The following is an 18,703-nucleotide window of genomic DNA, read 5'->3' on the forward strand; positions in this document are numbered from 1 at the left end:
AAATAGAGTACAGAAGCTTAATTGTAATATATATATTTAATTAATTGATAAGTGTAAGATGGATTTAATAAAAGTTAAGAAAATATATCTTTTATTAAATCCTTTTTCTAAAATAGAGTTATCTAATAAAATTAGTTGCAACTCTAGGTTCACTTTCAGGCAATGAAATACCTGCTTTTTTACCAGCTTCTATGGATTTTAGAAGCCATGCCATATTTTTGCCAAGCATTCTCATTGTCTGCATTCCTTCTAAATCTTGTTTAACTTCTTCAGGAGTATTGCCATGAACCATATTCCAATACTGAGAAGAAACAACCGGCATATTTGAAATAGTAAAATATTTATTTAATTGATCAAAAGCTGAAGCAGCCCCACCTCTACGGCAACTTACAACTGCAGCACCAGGTTTATGTGCAAAGCAATTTCCAGCATAAAAGAATCGGTCTAAAAAAGATGTAATTGAACCTGACGGAGCTGCGTAATGAACAGGTGAACCGAATATAAATCCATCAGCTTCTTTTGCCTTCTCTAAAGCGATATTTACGATATCATCGCTAAATACGCATTTACCTTCACCACTTTTATAGCAGCCACCACAACCAATACAGCCACTAATAGGTTTATTTCCTATTTGAAAGATTTCTGTTTCAATATTTTCTTTTTCTAATTCACCGGCTACTTCACATAAAGCGGTATAGGTACATCCTTTAGCTTTTGGACTACCATTAATAAGTAATACTTTCATTTTCACACCTCACTATTTAATCGAACAAATTTATATGAAATTTTTAATAATCCACTGTTGAATTGAAGTTCATGTTATGTCTTAATTATTATTTTATTGTGTTTATTTGAATAGTTTGTTTTAAGTCTTTTTCTTTTGTTAGAGGTTCAGTTGGATAACCTAATGCTAATGCAGCTGCTGGTACAAAACCTTCTGGCAAGTTTAATTCTTTTAGAAGATCATTATCACTAGAAAGAGCAAATAGAAAACCTAATAAATAGACACTACCGATTCCTAAATCAGTAGCAGCAAGAGACATGTTTTCAACTATACATGCAGCGTTAGCTACTTCGACAGCTGGAGCTTTCTCATTTGGTTTTCCTGAAACAATTACTAATGTAGGAGCACCATAAAATGGTCTCATATTTGGATTACCAAATACTTTTGCAGTAACTGCTGTAATTTTATCTAATAAGTCGGAATTTTGAATAACAGTTAGATGAACTGAGTTATATGCACCCATCCCTACTGGTGCTGCACAGCCAGCATTAATAATAGTATTTAAAGATTCATCACTGATTTGCTCAGATTTATAGCTTCTAGTAGATTTACGCATTGCGATTGCTTTCATTAATTCCATAGTTAAAATCTCCTTTTATAAATTATTATACTTAGTTAAATGAACTTAGTATAATAATTATACCTACTTGTACAATTACGGACAAGTAGGCACAATTTTATTAGTATGTATCATTTTTTATACTAGGTAACAATTTATTAAGAATATTGCATATGTTTATATCATTATTTGGAACGCCTAACCATTCTTCTGGAATTATAATATGTTTGCAGCTATTGGATTTATTTTTTAAATATGTGTAAATTATTTGAGATTCATCGATTTCTTCTTTTCCAATTTCCATTGGAACATCTTCATTGTTAAAGTAAAATAAAATATTATCTTTAAGAATACCTTTCAATGCTTCTAAATCAAAGTTTTTTAAAGTATATTTTTCACTAAAGAGTATCTTATTTCCTCTAATAAGAAAAAATTTAACTATGTCATTATCTAAATATTCAAGCAAAGCAATATTTCTATTTTTTTTAGTAAATTTGATAATTTTAATTTTCTCTAGCAAATAATTTACTGAGCTTATGTAATCCCTATATTTAGCGGCAGTTTCAAAATCAAATTTTTCAGAAGCGCTATTCATTATATGTTCCATTTCCTGGAGAATGATTTTATCATTACCACTAAGAAGATTTATTATTTTATTTAATATATTAAGATACTCTTCTTGCGGTGTAGTATCCAAACACATTCCAATACATAATCCTAGAGAGTAGTTAAAACAGGATGAAGTTTTTCGCTGATTAATACTGCATTGTATTTTACAGTATTCTTTAATACCATAAAGTCCTTTTTCAACAATGTTTTTTCTTGAATATGGACCAAAATAAATGTTTCCATCCGTTTCATTTGATTCATGAGATATTTCAATATTTGGATATTTTTCGTTAAGAACTATTTTTATGTAAGAATATGACTTGGGATTTTTCATTAGCCTATTATAAGCAGGCTTAATTTTCTTTATTAATTCGCATTCAAGCAAAAAAGCCTCAAATTCAGTATCAGTAATTTTATACTCAAAATCCTTGAGATTTTGAACTAACTTAAGAATTTTAGGAGAATGAGATTTAGAATTTATAAAATATGATCCAACTCTACTTTTTAAGTTCTTTGACTTACCAACATAAATAACGTTATTCAGTGAATCCTTCATAAGATATACACCAGGTGAAGAAGGGAGTTTTTTTACTTTTTCTTTTAAATCCATATCCATATTATCTCCTCTAAAAATATATGTTGAGTAAATTATCATTAGTTAAATTAAAAATCAATTATGCATATAATTATATTTTATCATCACGCCTGCAGAATTAATAATAATTTATGAAATAAATATTTAAGTTATATGTAAATATAAAAAAATGATATACTTGTTTGCGCAGAGTGCATCATAAAAAATTTCATTAGAGTTTCATTATCTCAAGGCGAAAATTTGTTACTGGTTGAATATATATAACTTTAACAATTTTTTACCTTGAAATGATAGAAATTCTTTGCAATTTTTTTAGCAATCGAAGTAAACAAGTATATCATTTTTCAGTTAACTGGCATTTTATTACTTCATTAATTTAACAAGGACAGCTTTTTGAGCATGTAATCTATTTTCAGATTCATCAAAAATTGAATCAGCATGTTCTTCTAAAATTTCAGCTGAAATTTCTTCTCCTCTATGAGCAGGAAGACAATGAAGCACCATAGCATTTTTATCAGCAATAGTGATTAATTCTTTATTAACTTGGAATCCTTCAAAGGCTTTGATCCTCTCATTAGCCTCTTCTTCTCTGCCCATACTAGCCCAAACATCAGTAATTATAACATCAGCATCTTTAGCAGCTTCAAGTGGAGATGTAGTAATTTTAAAAGTAACGCCTTCTTTTTCTGCGATCTCTTTAGCTCTATTTAGGTACTCCTTAGATGCTGTATAATTCTCAGGGGATGCAACTGCAAAATTCATGCCGACTTTTAGGCAGCCAATCATTAGAGAATTGGCCATGTTGTTACCATCGCCAATAAAAGCAACTTTTAGACCTTCTAATATATTTTTATTTTCCCTTATCGTCATTAAATCAGCTAGTACCTGACAAGGATGTTCTTCATCTGTTAATCCATTTATAACTGGAATTGATGCATATTTAGCTAATTTTTCAACCTCATCTTGTGAGAAAGTTCTAATCATTATGCCTTGTATAAATCTAGAAAGGACTCTAGCAGTGTCTTCAATTGGCTCACCACGACCAATTTGCATGTCTCTATCAGTCAAAAAAAGTGAATTTCCACCTAATTGATACATGCCGGTTTCAAAGGAGACTCTGGTCCTAGTAGATGATTTTTCAAAAATCATCCCTAAACTTTTACCTTTAAGATGATGATGTTCTATGCCATGTTTTTGTTCGTATTTTAACTGATCTGCTAAATTTAAAATATCTAGAATTTCCTCTTTAGAAAGATCATCCATTTTTAGTAAGTCTTTTTTCATATATATGCCTCCAAACAATAAGAAAGTGAAAAATGAGCAGTTAGGGAGAAAATCCAAAAGATGCGATAAAGATTATATTCATGCCAAAGTAAGATTTACTTAAGGCTAGATAAAATTTCAAGAATAATGTCTATACCAACTTTTAATTCTTTCTCAGTTATAGTAAGTGGTGGGAGAAGTCTAACAACATCTTTACCGGCTGTAAGTACTAATAATCCTTTTTTTATAGCCTCTTTTTGGACTAGAGCAGGATCACATTTCACCTTTATTCCGATCATTAATCCCATACCACGTACATCTACAATTTGAGGATTTTTAGCTTCATCTATTAGCGCTCTTACAAATAATCCTCTTTTATATATTTTCTCAAAGTATTGTTCATTACAAATCTCTTCAAGAACAACTAAAGCACCAGAACATACAACAGGATTTGCTCCGAAAGTTGAGCCATGATCACCAGGTTTGAATACATCTGCAACTTTAGAGGAACAAAGTATTCCGCCTATAGGAAGTCCTGCGCCAAGACCTTTTGCTACAGAGACTATATCAGCCTCTACATTGAAATTATTATACCCGAACATTTTACCTGTTCTACCTATGCCACATTGAACTTCGTCAAATATTACAAGAACATCTTTCTCATTACACGCTGTTACTACTTCTTGAACGAATTTTGTATCAAGTGGGATAACACCACCTTCACCTTGTATTGCTTCAAGCATTATGGCACAAACATCATCTGTAAGCTTAGCTTTAAAGTCTTCTATATCATTTGCTTTTACATAATCAAAACCTTCTGTAAAAGGGTAGAAGTACTTATGAAATTTCTCTTGACCAGTTGCTTTTAGGGTTGTTATTGTTCTACCGTGAAATGATTGAATTAGAGTAAGAATTTTACTTCTTCCAGCACCATATTTGTCGTAACTGTATTTTCTAGCTAGTTTAATTGATCCTTCATTAGCTTCAGCGCCAGAATTAGCAAAAAAGACTTTACTCATGTTGGCTTTTTCAGTTAATTCTTTAGCAAGTTTTAAACTTGGTTCAGTATGAAATATGTTCGATGTATGAGCAAGTGTTTTTAATTGATTACTAGTAGCTTTAACCCATTTTTCATGTCCATATCCTAAGCTGCTGACACCAATTCCACTTGTAAAATCTAAATATTTATTTTCATCTTGGTCATAAAGATAAACACCTTCACCGTGAGTGAGTATAAGATCTAAACGACCATAGCTATTAACAACGTGTTCTTTTGCTTCGTTAAAATCATATGACATAAAATTGCCCCCTTTAAATTATTCGATAGTTAATAATATCTAGTATAAACCTTAGACCATTAACTATTATTAGAGAAATTTATTTGAAGTTTCTAAAATATTTTAATATTTTGATTAATAAATCATTGTTCCGATACCCTCATTAGAGAATAACTCTAAAAGAATGGAATGAGGTACACGTCCATCCAGGATAGTTGCTTTTTCAACACCCATTCTAATTGCTTCAACGCAACAATCAATTTTAGGAATCATTCCACCTTTTATTATCCCTTCAAGGCATAGTTTAGGTATTTGATGTAATCTTAATGTGCTAATTAGAGTAGATATATCTTTTGGATCTTTCATAACTCCTGGAACGTCAGTAAGCAGTATTAATCTTTCAGCTTTTAATGCTGATGCAATTTTTGCTGCGCAAGTATCAGCATTTATATTGTATGCCTTATTATCATCTTCTCCTAAAGCTACGCTACCAACAACAGGTATATATCCTGAACTTATGGTAGTTTTTAATATTTCTGCATTAACCTTAGTTATCTCACCTACATACCCTAAGTCGTTATCAGATTCTATTTTTTTAGCTTTTAAAAGAGAGCCATCCATTCCACATAAGCCAATGGCCTTTCCTCCAAATTTCTCTATTAAAGAAACTAAATTTTTATTTACTTTTCCGCCTAAAACCATTTGAACTACTTCAATGGTAATATCATCAGTATATCTTAAGCCGTTAATAAATTCACTTTTGTGATTTAATCTATTTAATAAATCTGAAATATCAGGACCGCCACCATGTACTACAATTGGTTCGATTCCAACACATTTCATTAATATAATATCATTTATTACTGTTTCTCTAAGTTCATCGCTTATCATTGCATTTCCGCCGTATTTTACAACTATTATTTTTCCACGGTAACGTTGTATATAAGGTAGTGCATGAACTAATACTTCAGCTCTTTCAGTATGATTCAACAAGTTAATACCCCCAGTCAATTTAGAATGTACAGTTCATAATTAACATATTAAGAACTGTACATCGGATTAAGTTTAAAATATATTTATTTATAATTTAAGATTAACTTCTGTAATCACCATTTATTTTTACATATTCGTAACTTAGGTCACAGCCCCAAACATAAGCACTATAATCACCTAAGGATAAGTTAACTTTAATAACTATTTCATTTTCGCTAAGAACCTTTTTTGCAATATCTTCATCGAAGGGTAAAGAACTGCCAGATTCACAAACTTTTAGTGAGCCAGCCTTACTTTCAAAGGCAACATCAACTTTTTCAGGATCGAAATCAATATTTGCATATCCAAGTGCACAAAGAATTCTTCCCCAGTTCGCATCGCTACCAAACATTGCAGTCTTTACTAAACTAGAGTTTATTACACTCTTACCTAAAACAACTGCATCTTTTTCATTCTTTGCACCGATTATTTGACATTCTAATAGTTTTGTAGCACCTTCACCGTCTTTAGCTATATTTTTAGCCATAATTGTATTTAATTCAGTAAGGGCATTTAAGAAAGTATTATAACTTTCATCTTTTTCAGTTATAGTAGGATTTTCAGCTAAGCCATTAGCTAAAATTAATACCATATCATTAGTACTTGTATCTCCGTCAACGCTGACTCTGTTATAAGTTACTCCAACACTCGATTGTAGAGCTTCATGTAGTAATTCTGGAGCGATAGAAAGATCTGTTGTAATGAAGGAAAGCATTGTTCCCATGTTTGGTTCAATCATACCTGAACCTTTTGCCATTGACCCCATAGTAATTTTCTTATCACCTATATAAAATTCTACAGCTAGTTGCTTTTGAAAAGTATCTGTTGTCATTATGGCTAAAGATGCATCATTAGCACCTTCCTTTGATAACTTTTCAGTAAGCATTGGAATACCGTCTTTAATAGCATCTATATTTAAAGGAACCCCAATTACTCCTGTAGATGCAACTAAAACATCTTCTGCTTTTAAGTTTAGTTTATTAGCTTGCAATGAAGTCATTTTCTTTGCCTTAATTAAACCATCATCACCATTACAAGTATTTGCATTACCACTATTTATTATTATTGCTTGTGCTTTTTTGTTTGATAAATGCTCTTTTGTAACATAAATAGGAGCACCTTTAACTTTATTTTTAGTATACATTCCTGCAGCAGCAGCAGGAACTTCCGAATAAATCAAAGCTAAATCCTTTTTTAAGCTTCCAGGTTTTAATCCACAGTGTACACCAGAAGCTAAGAAACCGTTAGGAGCTGTGACTCCGCCATCTATATATTTTATATCCAAATTTATAACCCCCTTTTAATTAACTAAAACGCTGGTGCAATTAGATTTAAACCTTCTGCTTCATCAAAACCTAAGATTATATTCATGTTTTGAATTGCTTGTCCGGCAGCACCTTTAATCATGTTATCTATAGTACTAACAACAATAATTTGATCCTCTCTATGATTTAAGTGTAGAGATATATGACAATCGTTTGTTAATCGTACGTTTTTTATTGAAGCTGTATCACCAAGTGGCAATACACTAACAAAAGGTTCATCTTTATAAAACTCTGTATATAGTCTATGAATTTCTTCAAGATCGACTTTATCTTTTGGAATGCAGTAAATTGTTGAAACTATGCCTCTATTAATTGGGAGTAGGTGAGGAGTAAATGTTACATTTACATTATCTTCTGCCATAGCAGATAATGTTTCCTCAATTTCAGGTGTATGTCTATGAGATCCTACTTTATAAGGTGCAAAAGTTTCATTTTCCTCTGGAAAATGAGTATTTAAAGTTAATCCTCTTCCAGCACCTGTAGTTCCAGATTTGGAATCACAAATGATGTTATTTAATTTTATTAATGATTTTTTAAGTAATGGCATTAACCCTAATTCTATAGTTGTCGGATAGCAACCAGGGTTTGCAACTAAAGAGCATTCCTTTATCTTATCTCTATTTAATTCTGGAAGTCCATAAACACTGTTTGCATGTATCTCAGGTTGTGTAAATTTCTTTCCATACCATTTTTCGTATTCTTCTTCCCTAGATAATCTGAAATCTGCACCCATATCAATACAGATCTTCTTATTATCTAGTGCTTTTTTAGCAATATCTTCACTTAATCCATGAGGTAGTGCAGTGAAGATTACGTCGCACTTTTCAACAACATCATGTGCAGATTCACAAATTAAATTTGTTTTACTTAAGAAATTTTTATATATATTGCTAATCTCTTGACCCTCAAAAGAAACTGAGCTTAAAGCTGCAACTTCAACCTTTGGGTGAGATAATAATAATCTTAAAAGTTCAGCGCCCACATATCCTGTAGCACCTATTATTCCAATTTTAACCACTTTTGAATAGCCCCCTTGCTTATTTAATTATTGAGCAAATAATAGTACATTGTTTTTACATGTTATTTTTAACAATAATATTTCAATTGTCTATAAAATTTCATACTAGAAATTTCATAGACAATTGAAAGTTCTTATAAAGTTGAACTTATAACCTCAAGCATCCTATATTATCATTAAGGAGTGCTTTGTCTAAGAGTTAGCAGCCGTTATCTGAGAATATTACGGCTGCTATATCATATAAAGAAAAAATACTAAAGATTTTCTTTATACTTACTGATTTTATTAAACTTCTTTATTTTCTGCTATAAAATTTTTTAATGCCTCAATTTGAATTTTTACTGATTCTGTAGAAGGACCGCCTATAACTTTACGCTCTTCTACACAAGTTTGTAAATCTATAGCATGATAAATATCTTCTTCAAAGATAGGAGAGAAGTTTTTAAATTCATCCATAGTTAGTTCTTCAATCATCTTATTATCTTTAATGCATTGTAGAACTATTTCTCCAACTACTTCATGAGCGTTTCTAAATGCCATACCTTTTTTTACTAGGTAATCAGCTACGTCTGTAGCATTAGTAAATCCAAGACCAGCACCTTTTCTCATATTTTCCTTCTTAACCTTCATTGTTTTAATCATTCCACAGAAAGTTTTAAGTGAAAGAACAGCTGTATCTAATCCATCAAATAGAGCTTCTTTATCTTCTTGCATATCTTTATTATAAGCAAGAGGAATTCCCTTCATAACAGTAAGTAAAGTCATAAGATCTCCGTAAACTCTACCCGTTTTACCTCTAACTAATTCTGCAACATCAGGATTCTTCTTTTGAGGCATAATACTGCTTCCAGTACTATAACCATCATCAAGTTCGATAAAGCTAAACTCATTAGTACACCAAAGAATTATTTCTTCTGAAAATCTTGATAAATGCATCATTATCATTGAAAGACAAGAAAGTGTTTCAATGGCGTAATCTCTATCAGATACAGAATCTAAACTGTTTAGTGTAACTTTTGAAAAACCAAGATCACGAGCAACAGCTTCTCTATCAATAGGGTATGTGGATGTTGCTAGTGCTCCAGATCCAAGTGGCATCTCATCAACACGCTTATAACAATCAGAAAGTCTTCCTAGATCTCTTTTAAACATTTCAGCATAAGCTAAAAGATGATGAGCAAATGTAATTGGCTGAGCCTTTTGCATATGAGTATACCCAGGCATTATTGTATCTATGTTTTCCTTAGCTTTTTCTAAAAGAACTTCTTCCAAAGCTATGATATCTTGATTTAATGACTTTATAGCTTTCTTTAAATATAGTCTTAAATCTAAAGTTACTTGGTCATTTCTACTTCTTCCAGTATGAAGCATTTTTCCATATTCACCAATGTAATATGTTAAAGTACCTTCAACAAAACTGTGAATGTCTTCAGAAGTTTCATCAATTTCTATAACTCCATTGTCCATTCTTTTTAATATTTCTAGAAGACCAGAAGTAATTCTATCGCTAGCTTCCTTAGAAATTATATTTTGATTTCCAAGCATGGAAGCGTGAGCGAGACTGCCTTCAATATCTTCTTTATACATTCTGCTATCAACATTTATAGAAGAATTAAAATCATTAACTAATTTGTCAGTGCCTTTTTTGAATCGTCCGCCCCAAAGCTTCATTACATTTCCTCTTTCTTAATTTTTTCTTGCATTTTAGCTTTTACAACTGTTGGTAGACCGTATAAATTAATGAATCCAGCAGAATCCTTTTGATCGTATACTCCATCTTCTCCGAAAGTTGCATATTCTTCACTATATAGTGAGTATGGGCTAGTCATGCCGGCATTGACAATATTTCCTTTGTATAATTTTAATTTTATTTCTCCTGTAACTGTTTCTTGAGTTTTATTAACAAATTCAGTTAATGCTTCTCTAAGAGGAGTAAACCATTGACCGTTATATACTAAATCAGCAAATTTTAAAGCTATTTGTTCTTTATAATGAGCTGTCTCCCTATCTAAGCAAAGTTCTTCTAAATCCTTATGAGCTTTGTAAAGAATAGTTCCTCCTGGAGTTTCATAAACACCTCTTGATTTCATACCAACAAGTCTGTTTTCTACCATGTCAGTAATACCAATAGCATTTTCTCCACCAATTTTATTTAATTCGTCTAATAATTCAACGCTGTTCATTTTCTTACCATCTAAAGCAACAGCAATTCCTTTTTCAAAAGATAATGTAATGTAAGTTGCTTCGTTCGGAGCAGCTTCTAGTGATTTACAAAGTTCTAAAATCTTTTCATATTGTGGTTCATTTTCAGGAAACTCTAAATCTAAACCTTCATGACTTAAATGCCAGATGTTTTTATCTTTACTATAGTTTGTTTCACGATTGATTTTTAATGGAACATTTTTAGCTTCTGCATATTCAATTTCATCTTCTCTTGATTTAATGTCCCAAATTCTCCATGGAGCTATTATTGGCATTTCTGGAGCAAATGCTTTAACTGCCATTTCAAATCTTACTTGGTCATTTCCTTTACCTGTGCATCCGTGGCAAATTGCATCTGCTCCTTCTGCTTTAGCAATTTCAACTAACCTTTTTCCGATTATTGGTCTAGCAAATGAAGTTCCAAGAAGATATTTTCCTTCATATATAGCACCAGCTTGAATAGTAGGGAAGATATAATCATCAACGAACTCTTGAGTTAAATCTTCAATATATAACTTTGATGCTCCCGTTTTTATTGCTTTTTCTTCTAATCCATCAAGCTCGTCTTTTTGCCCTACATTTCCGCATACAGCAATTACTTCACATCCGTAATTTTCTTTAAGCCAAGGGATAATAATTGATGTATCTAGTCCTCCTGAATAAGCTAAAACCACTTTATTATATTTTATCATTTTAAAAGCCCTCCTAAATAATCATGGAAAATGCATAAACATACATGCAATGCTATTTTCTTAAATATAATCAATAAATTAATCTAATTTATAATGCCTAACTGATGTTTATAATTATACAGTTTTATAAAAAAATAATCAAGTAAAAAATGAAAAAATATTCATAAAAATATTAAAAATATACACAATAAAATAATGTTTATGCAAAAAAACAATAATTTATGCAATTAACATTGAGTTTTATGCATAAATTATTGTTGTGCATAACTCTGCAAATAAAATGAATGTTTATTATACTATTAAATTTATGTAGGATATAATAAAATTTGTAATGCCAAAGTTTTATTAGAAAATATTTTCTAAGCTTGGAGTTTGCAGCTTCTTTAGATGATCGGTATTATGTTTCACTAAATGTAGAGATGTATGCGCTTCAGTTGAATCTTTGTGAACAAGATATGTAGACAACTTTAATGCTTCATTTAGCAAATTATCAAACTCCTGATGGCTAAGATAAAGAGATGTTAAAACATTATTATCTTGAATAGTATTTAATAATTCAAGAGACTGATAATATGCATCTTCCATTTTGTCACTTGCAATGCTAAGCTCGATATCTTCAGTTTGCATTTCAATTTTATCGCATAAATTAATGACAGATTTATTTAAAAAATATACACATGACATAGTTAGGAGAAACAAAAGTATTGATATTATAGCATTTCTCATTTCGCATCCTCCTTTTCGTATTTATCAAAAAGTTGATATTTGAATTTACCTTCTGTATCGTATAAAGCTATAAGAACATGCTTTATTGATTGAATATTATGCTTTTTTAAAAGAGTTGATATCCATTCTTCATCTTTATTCATGGAAGTCAGAGAGTTTTTATTTATTTCACCATCGGAAATTAATACTTTTGGCATTTTTGCTTCAGTATTTTGAGCATTATTTCCTGAATTAGATTTATTAGAAGAATTATAATCTGTTGGCAGTATAGATATTTGGCCATCATTTTCTAAAATTGCATATTGAATTTCATCAAGATTAAAATAATTGGCAAGTCGCAACTCTTCTAATAATTCATCTATATTTAATTGTTGTTTTTTTAGAGTTGAGTAATTAATTTTTCCCTTATGAACTAATATGCAAGGTTCCCCATCTACAAGTTTTCGGGTATATTGAAATTTTAATCCTATTTGGGTTAAAAGCGTTTTTAAAAATAACAATGTTATAATTGGTATAATTCCTAATAATAATGGTAACCTTGTATCTTGCATTGGCAATGATGCTAAATCTGAAATCATAATTGTTATTACAAATTCGTAAGGCTGAAGTTCGCCTATTTGTCTTTTTCCCATTAACCTCATAGTTAATACAACTAATAAATATAAAACGGCAGTCCTGATTGATACTACAAACATTAAAAAATCACCTCGAAAGTAATATTTGCAAAAATAAAATTAATATACGCACCATAGAAAAAAGCAGCTATGCTGCAATTAAGATCATTTCACCATAGAAAAAAGCAGCTATGCTGCAATTAAGATCATTTCACCATAGAAAAAAGCAGCCATGCTAAATATAAGAACATTTCATGGTAGATTTAGAATTGGTATTTTATTTTATAGACCTAATAAAAAAGTTTATCTTTTTTGGAAATAGTGTATATAATATATTTGAAATGATTATTATGGTACCCAAATATTTAAATACAATTAAAATAAGAGACTGTACAGAGACAGAAATCTTGATTTTTAAATTGTGAAATTAAAATCTAAAGGGATAATCAAATTATATAAAGGAAGGTTTGAATAGTATGGAGTGTAGAGGGATTGAATTTAAAGAGAAGAAAATCCAATCTAAAAAAGGGATGACTTTTTATGAATTAATTATGGATAATTACAAAGATAAGGTTAAAGATATAGCTATATGTAAACTAAATGGAAGATATTGTGAGCTGACTGAAGTGATAGAGGATGACGGGGATGTAGAACTAATAGGGTTTGATACAGAACTTGGAATGAAAATTTTCACCAGAACTTTACAGTTTATATTTATAAAGGTCGCATTGGATTTATTTCCAGAATCGAAAATAACAATAGACCATGCTATAAGTAAGGCGGTATACGGAGAAGTTCATAAAGAAAATCCATTAAGTAAAGGTGAAATTGATAAGATAAAGGCTAAGATGCAAGAAATAATAGATAGAAATGTACCAATTAAGAGTATGAGAACGTCAAAAGATGAAGCTATTAAGATTTTTGAAGGATATAAGATGGACGATAAAGTTAAGCTTTTAAAGTATTGTGATATAAAGCATGTTCATCTTTATGAGCTTGAAGGAAGGTATGATTATTTTTATGGTCCTATGGGATATTCAACAGGCATAATAAATAAATTTGATGTATTTAAGTATGAATCAGGATTCATTTTACAGAGACCAGAAGAGACTAACCTAAGTGAACTTGCTGAATTTAGAGAAGAGAAGAGCCTAACAAAAATTTTCATAGAGACTCAAAGATGGCTAAACATTTTAGGAATTGAAGATGTAGGAACTTTAAATGAAAAAGTGCTTAACAATGAATTAAGAAATATAATTATGGTTTCAGAGGGGCTTCATGAAAAAAAAATAGCTAATATAGCTGATGATGTTTTAGATAGAAAAGATGTGAAAATTATACTTATCGCTGGCCCATCATCCTCAGGAAAAACTACTTTTGCGAATAGGTTAAGTATACAATTGAGAGTGAATGGATTAATACCTATACCATTATCTTTGGATAACTATTTTGTAAATAGAGAAGAAACGCCAAAAGATGAGAATGGAGATTATAACTATGAATCTATTGATGCATTGGACTTAAGTTTGTTGAATGATAATTTAGAAAGATTAATGAGCGGAGAAGAAGTGGATCTTCCTAGTTATAATTTTAAAACTGGGAAAAAAGAATGGAATGACTATAAAGTTAAATTACCTAAAAATGGAGTTTTGATACTTGAGGGGATACATGGTTTAAATCCAAATTTAATTTCAAACAATTTAAATAGAAATGTATTTAAAATATATATATCAGCATTGACGCAACTAAATATAGATAATCATAATAGAATTTCCACAACGGATGTAAGAAAAGTGAGAAGAATAGTTAGAGATTCATTGTCAAGGGGATATAAGGCGGAAGAAACTTTAAAAATGTGGAAATCTATAAAGAAAGGAGAAAAAAATAATATATTTGTTTATCAAGAAGGTGCGGATGTAGCATTTAATTCTACATTGGTTTATGAACTTGGCGTTTTAAAGCCATATGCATTAAAAGAGCTAGATGAAATAACGGAAGAAAGTTCAGTTTATTCAGAAGCTATAAGATTAAAATCGTTTTTGAACTTTTTCAAAGAGATTAATGTTGATGAAGTGCCAAAGAATTCTCTTTTAAGAGAATTTATCGGAGGGTCAGCTTTTTATGAATATTAAATTAAGTATGTTATTTCATTAATATTATTATATAGAACTATAGATAGATTTGAACATTTATCTATAGTTTTTGTGTTCTTAAGATAAATTTATAATAGATAAAATATTAACAATGTTTGATTGTAAAAATAAGGATTAAAAGAAGAAAATAAGAAATAATAATTAGGTATAAAATAAGATGCATTGGCAGTCAAGTAATTAAGAAGGAATGAGCAAATAATACATATTAATTTTAATTGTTATATTATTAACTAAGCTTGACACTATAAAGCAAATATGTGATACTAAATTTAACAAGAAAACAATTACATTGCAGTTCTGAAAAAATTTTAGAAATGTAGGCTATAGAGAAATAGAGAATAAAGCCACATAAAACCAAGTTTACTTAGGGAATGTTATGATTACCTAGTAAATTTAAAACTTATGTTTTAAACAGTTAGAAATATACTATTGTTTAAAATGTAAGGAGTTTTATGTGGCTATTCTTATGGCCAAAATTACTCAATGTACATTAATTTAGAACTTTTAAATTAAACCAGTCATACTAAAATAAAATATGAATATTATGTAATGAGTTGTTTTCTAGTAATATTAACCGTTCTAGAATGTAAAAAAACAAACAAGTATTGTGAAGTAGAAGGGAGATAATGTTATGACAATTTTTTTCGCAGAATTAGTAGGTACTTTATTACTTATTTTATTAGGTGACGGTGTTGTAGCCAATGTCGTATTAAAAAAATCAGGCGGATCTGGATCAGGATTAATAGTAATTGCAATGGGATGGGCTTTTGCGGTAGGAATTCCAGCATTGATTTTTGGAAGTTATAGTGGGGCTCATTTTAATCCAGCATTAACAATTGCGTTAGCAGTAATAGGTAAAGTAGCGTGGGCTCAAGTTCCGATTTATTTAGCTGGACAATGTATTGGTGCATTTTTAGGAGCAGTTTTGGTATTTATTGTTTATAATGATCAATTTAAAGCTACTGAAGATAAAGGAAGCAAACTTGGTGTATTTTGTACAGGCCCTCAAGTAAAGAATACTTCAATTAATTTCATAACTGAGCTTGTAGGAACATTTGTACTAGTTTATGCAATTTTAGGAATGGGAGATCAAAATCTATCAAATGGAATGGGAACATTGTTTGTAGCATTTTTAATTTTGGCTATTGGTGTAAGTTTAGGAGGCCCAACAGGATATGCAATTAATCCAGCAAGAGATTTAATGCCAAGAATCGCACATGCAGTATTACCTATACCTGATAAGGGAGATTCTAATTGGGGATATGCATGGATTCCTGTTGTTGCCCCAATTGTAGGAGGAACTTTAGCTGCATTATTTTATGTAATGTTACATGGAATATTATAAAAGTTAATTAATAGTTAGAATTGACAGAGACAAACAACTATGTAATACTAAGAATAAAAAAGAAAACAATTACATGGAGGGCCAATGAATATAAAAGAGTTATTAGAAGAAAATCCAATTATAGCAGCAGTAAAAAATGAAGAACAATTAAATCAGGCGTTAGATTCAGAAGCTCAAGTTATATTTGTTTTATTTGGAGATGTAATGAATATTAAAGAGATAAGTGAAATTATAACATCTAGAAATAAAATAGGAATAATCCATATAGATTTGGTTGAAGGATTTACGAATAAGGAAATTGTTGTAAAGTATATTAAAGAAGAAACTAAATTTAGTGGAATAATAAGTACAAAGCCACAAGTTGTAAAACTAGCAAAAAAGTATAATTTACTAGGAGTTCAAAGAGTTTTTATATTTGATACACTTTCTTTAAACAATGTAAAAAATCATATGATTTCTGAATGCGATGCAATAGAGGTACTGCCGGGAATAATTCCAAAGGTAATTGAAATCATTTCAAAGTATTCTAGCAAACCAGTTGTTGCTGGGGGGCTAATTGAAACTAAGGAAGAGGTAATGCAGGCATTAAATTCAGGGGCAACATGCGTATCTACAACTAAAAAAGAAATTTGGAATATGTAGGCTGAAGAGAATTAGAGAATAAGGCTACATAAAACTAAATTTACTTGGGAAATACTTAATGGACTGAGTAAATTTAAAATTTATACGAAGCAATAAAAATTAATATCATTGCTGCCGTATAAATGGAGGTTTTATGTGGCTTTAATTGTCGCCGAAATTACGTCTAGAGCCCTAACTCAATTTTCAAGAGTCAACTATTTGTTAAATTCATTTCCTAAAATATAAATAATAAATTTATCCTTTTCTAGGTAAATATTAGAATATATAAATATTAGAAAGCAGGGTGTTTTTGTATGAAAAAGTATATATTAGCATTAGATCAAGGAACTACAAGCTCAAGAGCAATAATTTTTGATAAAGAACAAAATATATTAGGAGTAAGTCAAAAAGAATTTACTCAAATTTATCCAAACCAAGGATGGGTTGAGCATAATCCTTTAGAAATATGGGCAAGCCAATATGGAGTTTTACAAGAAGTTATTGCAAAGACTAATATAACTCAAGAAGAAGTAGCAGCTATAGGAATTACTAATCAAAGAGAAACAACAATAGTTTGGGATAAAAACACTGGAGAACCTGTATATAATGCAATAGTATGGCAATGTAGAAGAACAGCAGGTATAATAGAAGAACTTAAACTAGACCAAGAATTTAGTGAATATGTAAAAGAAAATACAGGATTACTTTTAGATGCATATTTTTCAGCAACTAAAATAAAGTGGATTTTAGACAATGTTGAAGGTGCTAGAGATAGAGCGGAAAAAGGTGAATTATTATTTGGTACAGTAGATACTTGGTTAGTGTGGAAACTTACAAATGGTAAGGTTCATGTAACTGATTATACTAATGCTTCTAGAACAATGCTTTATAATATAAAGGAACTAAGATGGGATGAAAGAATTCTAGAAAAGCTTAACATTCCAAAATCAATGTTACCAGAAGTTAAGAATTCATCAGAAGTTTATGGATACACAAATCTTGGAGGTACAGGAGGCGTTAGAGTTCCAATAGCTGGTATGGCAGGAGATCAACAATGTGCTCTATTTGGACAAACTTGCTTTGAAGAAGGTAGTGTTAAAAATACCTATGGAACAGGATGTTTCTTACTTATGAATACAGGAGAAAAAATGATTCATAGTAAAAATGGATTGGTAAGTACTATTGCAGTAGGTATAGATGGAAAAGTACAATATGCACTAGAAGGTTCAGTATTTGTTGGTGGTGCTGTTATTCAATGGATTAGGGATGAACTTAAGTTGGTTACTGATGCAGCAGATACAGAGTACTTTGCACAGAAAGTAGAAGACAATGGTGGCGTATATGTTGTTCCAGCATTTACAGGACTTGGTGCTCCATATTGGGATATGTATGCAAGAGGTGCTATCTTCGGACTTACAAGAGGTGCTAATAGAAATCATATAATAAGAGCTGCCCTTGAATCTATTGCATATCAATCTAAGGATCTTATAGATGCAATGCAAGAGGATGCAGGATGTAAACTAACAAGACTTAAAGTTGATGGTGGAGCAAGTAGAAATAATTTATTAATGCAATTCCAAGCTGATATAACAGGGGCAGAGGTTGTAAGACCTATTATAACTGAAACAACAGCTCTTGGTGCAGCATATTTAGCAGGACTTGCTGTAGGTTTCTGGCAATCAAAAGAAGAAATCGCTGAAAAGTGGGCTGTAAGTCAATCTTATTCTCCAAATTTAGCAGAAGAGAAGAAGGAAAAATTATATAAAGGATGGAAAAAAGCAGTTAAGAGAGCAGAAGGCTGGGAAGAGGAATAGAATGATACTTTAATAAGTATTTATATATTTCAAATTAGCTTAACCTAATCACAAATTTTAAGAATTATAATGTA

General features: G+C 30.5%; 16 protein-coding genes. 4 read left to right on the forward strand and 12 right to left on the reverse strand.

Translation table 11 applies throughout. From position 1 onward, the window contains the following. Positions 1 to 118 precede the first annotated feature (118 nt). The 12 genes from T483_RS0105240 to T483_RS0105295 form a co-directional block, all read right to left on the reverse strand. A complete protein-coding gene (locus tag T483_RS0105240; protein WP_012060680.1) occupies positions 119 to 745 on the reverse strand; it encodes a flavodoxin family protein in 627 nt (208 codons plus the stop codon). Positions 746 to 833: 88 nt separating this feature from the next. Continuing rightward, a complete protein-coding gene (locus T483_RS0105245) occupies positions 834 to 1,364 on the reverse strand; it encodes a nitroreductase family protein (RefSeq protein WP_026885896.1) in 531 nt (176 codons plus the stop codon). Positions 1,365 to 1,464: 100 nt separating this feature from the next. Further along, positions 1,465 to 2,562, reverse strand: coding sequence for a GIY-YIG nuclease family protein (locus tag T483_RS0105250; protein WP_035790029.1), 1,098 nt, complete (start codon positions 2,560 to 2,562; stop codon positions 1,465 to 1,467). 348 nt (positions 2,563 to 2,910) lie between these two features. Further along, on the reverse strand, positions 2,911 to 3,831 hold the full coding sequence (argF, locus tag T483_RS0105255) for an ornithine carbamoyltransferase (protein ID WP_026885898.1): 921 nt from the start codon (positions 3,829 to 3,831) through the stop codon (positions 2,911 to 2,913). 95 nt (positions 3,832 to 3,926) lie between these two features. Beyond that, entirely contained in the window at positions 3,927 to 5,108 is a 1,182-nt protein-coding gene (locus T483_RS0105260) for an aspartate aminotransferase family protein (protein WP_026885899.1), read from the reverse strand. 114 nt (positions 5,109 to 5,222) lie between these two features. Continuing rightward, positions 5,223 to 6,080, reverse strand: a complete 858-nt coding sequence (gene argB, locus T483_RS0105265; protein ID WP_196244849.1) for an acetylglutamate kinase — start codon at positions 6,078 to 6,080, stop codon at positions 5,223 to 5,225. A 100-nt stretch (positions 6,081 to 6,180) separates the two neighbouring features. Then, complete coding sequence (gene argJ, locus T483_RS0105270) at positions 6,181 to 7,404, reverse strand: bifunctional ornithine acetyltransferase/N-acetylglutamate synthase (protein WP_026885901.1); 1,224 nt, start codon at positions 7,402 to 7,404, stop codon at positions 6,181 to 6,183. Positions 7,405 to 7,427: 23 nt separating this feature from the next. Further along, the gene (argC, locus tag T483_RS0105275; RefSeq protein ID WP_026885902.1) at positions 7,428 to 8,462 is read right to left on the reverse strand and encodes an N-acetyl-gamma-glutamyl-phosphate reductase; all 1,035 of its coding nucleotides are present in this window, start codon (positions 8,460 to 8,462) and stop codon (positions 7,428 to 7,430) included. Between the two features lie 285 nt (positions 8,463 to 8,747). Next, positions 8,748 to 10,133, reverse strand: coding sequence for an argininosuccinate lyase (argH, locus tag T483_RS0105280; protein WP_026885903.1), 1,386 nt, complete (start codon positions 10,131 to 10,133; stop codon positions 8,748 to 8,750). Next, a complete protein-coding gene (locus T483_RS0105285; RefSeq protein ID WP_026885904.1) occupies positions 10,133 to 11,356 on the reverse strand; it encodes an argininosuccinate synthase in 1,224 nt (407 codons plus the stop codon). The genes argH and T483_RS0105285 overlap by 1 nt, the downstream gene beginning before the upstream one ends. 345 nt (positions 11,357 to 11,701) lie before the next feature. Beyond that, on the reverse strand, positions 11,702 to 12,082 hold the full coding sequence (locus tag T483_RS0105290) for a DUF4363 family protein (RefSeq protein WP_026885905.1): 381 nt from the start codon (positions 12,080 to 12,082) through the stop codon (positions 11,702 to 11,704). Then, positions 12,079 to 12,777, reverse strand: coding sequence for a DUF421 domain-containing protein (locus tag T483_RS0105295; protein WP_026885906.1), 699 nt, complete (start codon positions 12,775 to 12,777; stop codon positions 12,079 to 12,081). The genes T483_RS0105290 and T483_RS0105295 overlap by 4 nt, the downstream gene beginning before the upstream one ends. A 395-nt stretch (positions 12,778 to 13,172) precedes the next feature. Here T483_RS0105295 and T483_RS0105300 point away from each other — a divergent pair, with 395 nt between their 5' ends. The 4 genes from T483_RS0105300 (at position 13,173) to glpK (ending at position 18,629) form a co-directional block, all read left to right on the forward strand. Next, entirely contained in the window at positions 13,173 to 14,828 is a 1,656-nt protein-coding gene (locus T483_RS0105300; RefSeq protein ID WP_026885907.1) for a nucleoside kinase, read from the forward strand. 652 nt (positions 14,829 to 15,480) lie between these two features. Continuing rightward, complete coding sequence (locus tag T483_RS0105305; RefSeq protein ID WP_026885908.1) at positions 15,481 to 16,194, forward strand: MIP/aquaporin family protein; 714 nt, start codon at positions 15,481 to 15,483, stop codon at positions 16,192 to 16,194. Positions 16,195 to 16,278: 84 nt separating this feature from the next. Continuing rightward, positions 16,279 to 16,836 carry a glycerol-3-phosphate responsive antiterminator gene (locus tag T483_RS0105310; RefSeq protein ID WP_012060666.1) on the forward strand — a complete coding sequence of 186 codons (558 nt, stop codon included), beginning with the start codon at positions 16,279 to 16,281 and terminating at the stop codon, positions 16,834 to 16,836. Between the two features lie 293 nt (positions 16,837 to 17,129). After that, the gene (gene glpK / locus T483_RS0105315) at positions 17,130 to 18,629 is read left to right on the forward strand and encodes a glycerol kinase GlpK (protein ID WP_026885909.1); all 1,500 of its coding nucleotides are present in this window, start codon (positions 17,130 to 17,132) and stop codon (positions 18,627 to 18,629) included. The last annotated feature ends 74 nt before the right edge of the window (positions 18,630 to 18,703 follow it).

This window comes from Clostridium beijerinckii HUN142 (assembly GCF_000621745.1).
Taxonomy (GTDB): Bacteria; Bacillota; Clostridia; order Clostridiales; family Clostridiaceae; genus Clostridium; species Clostridium beijerinckii_A.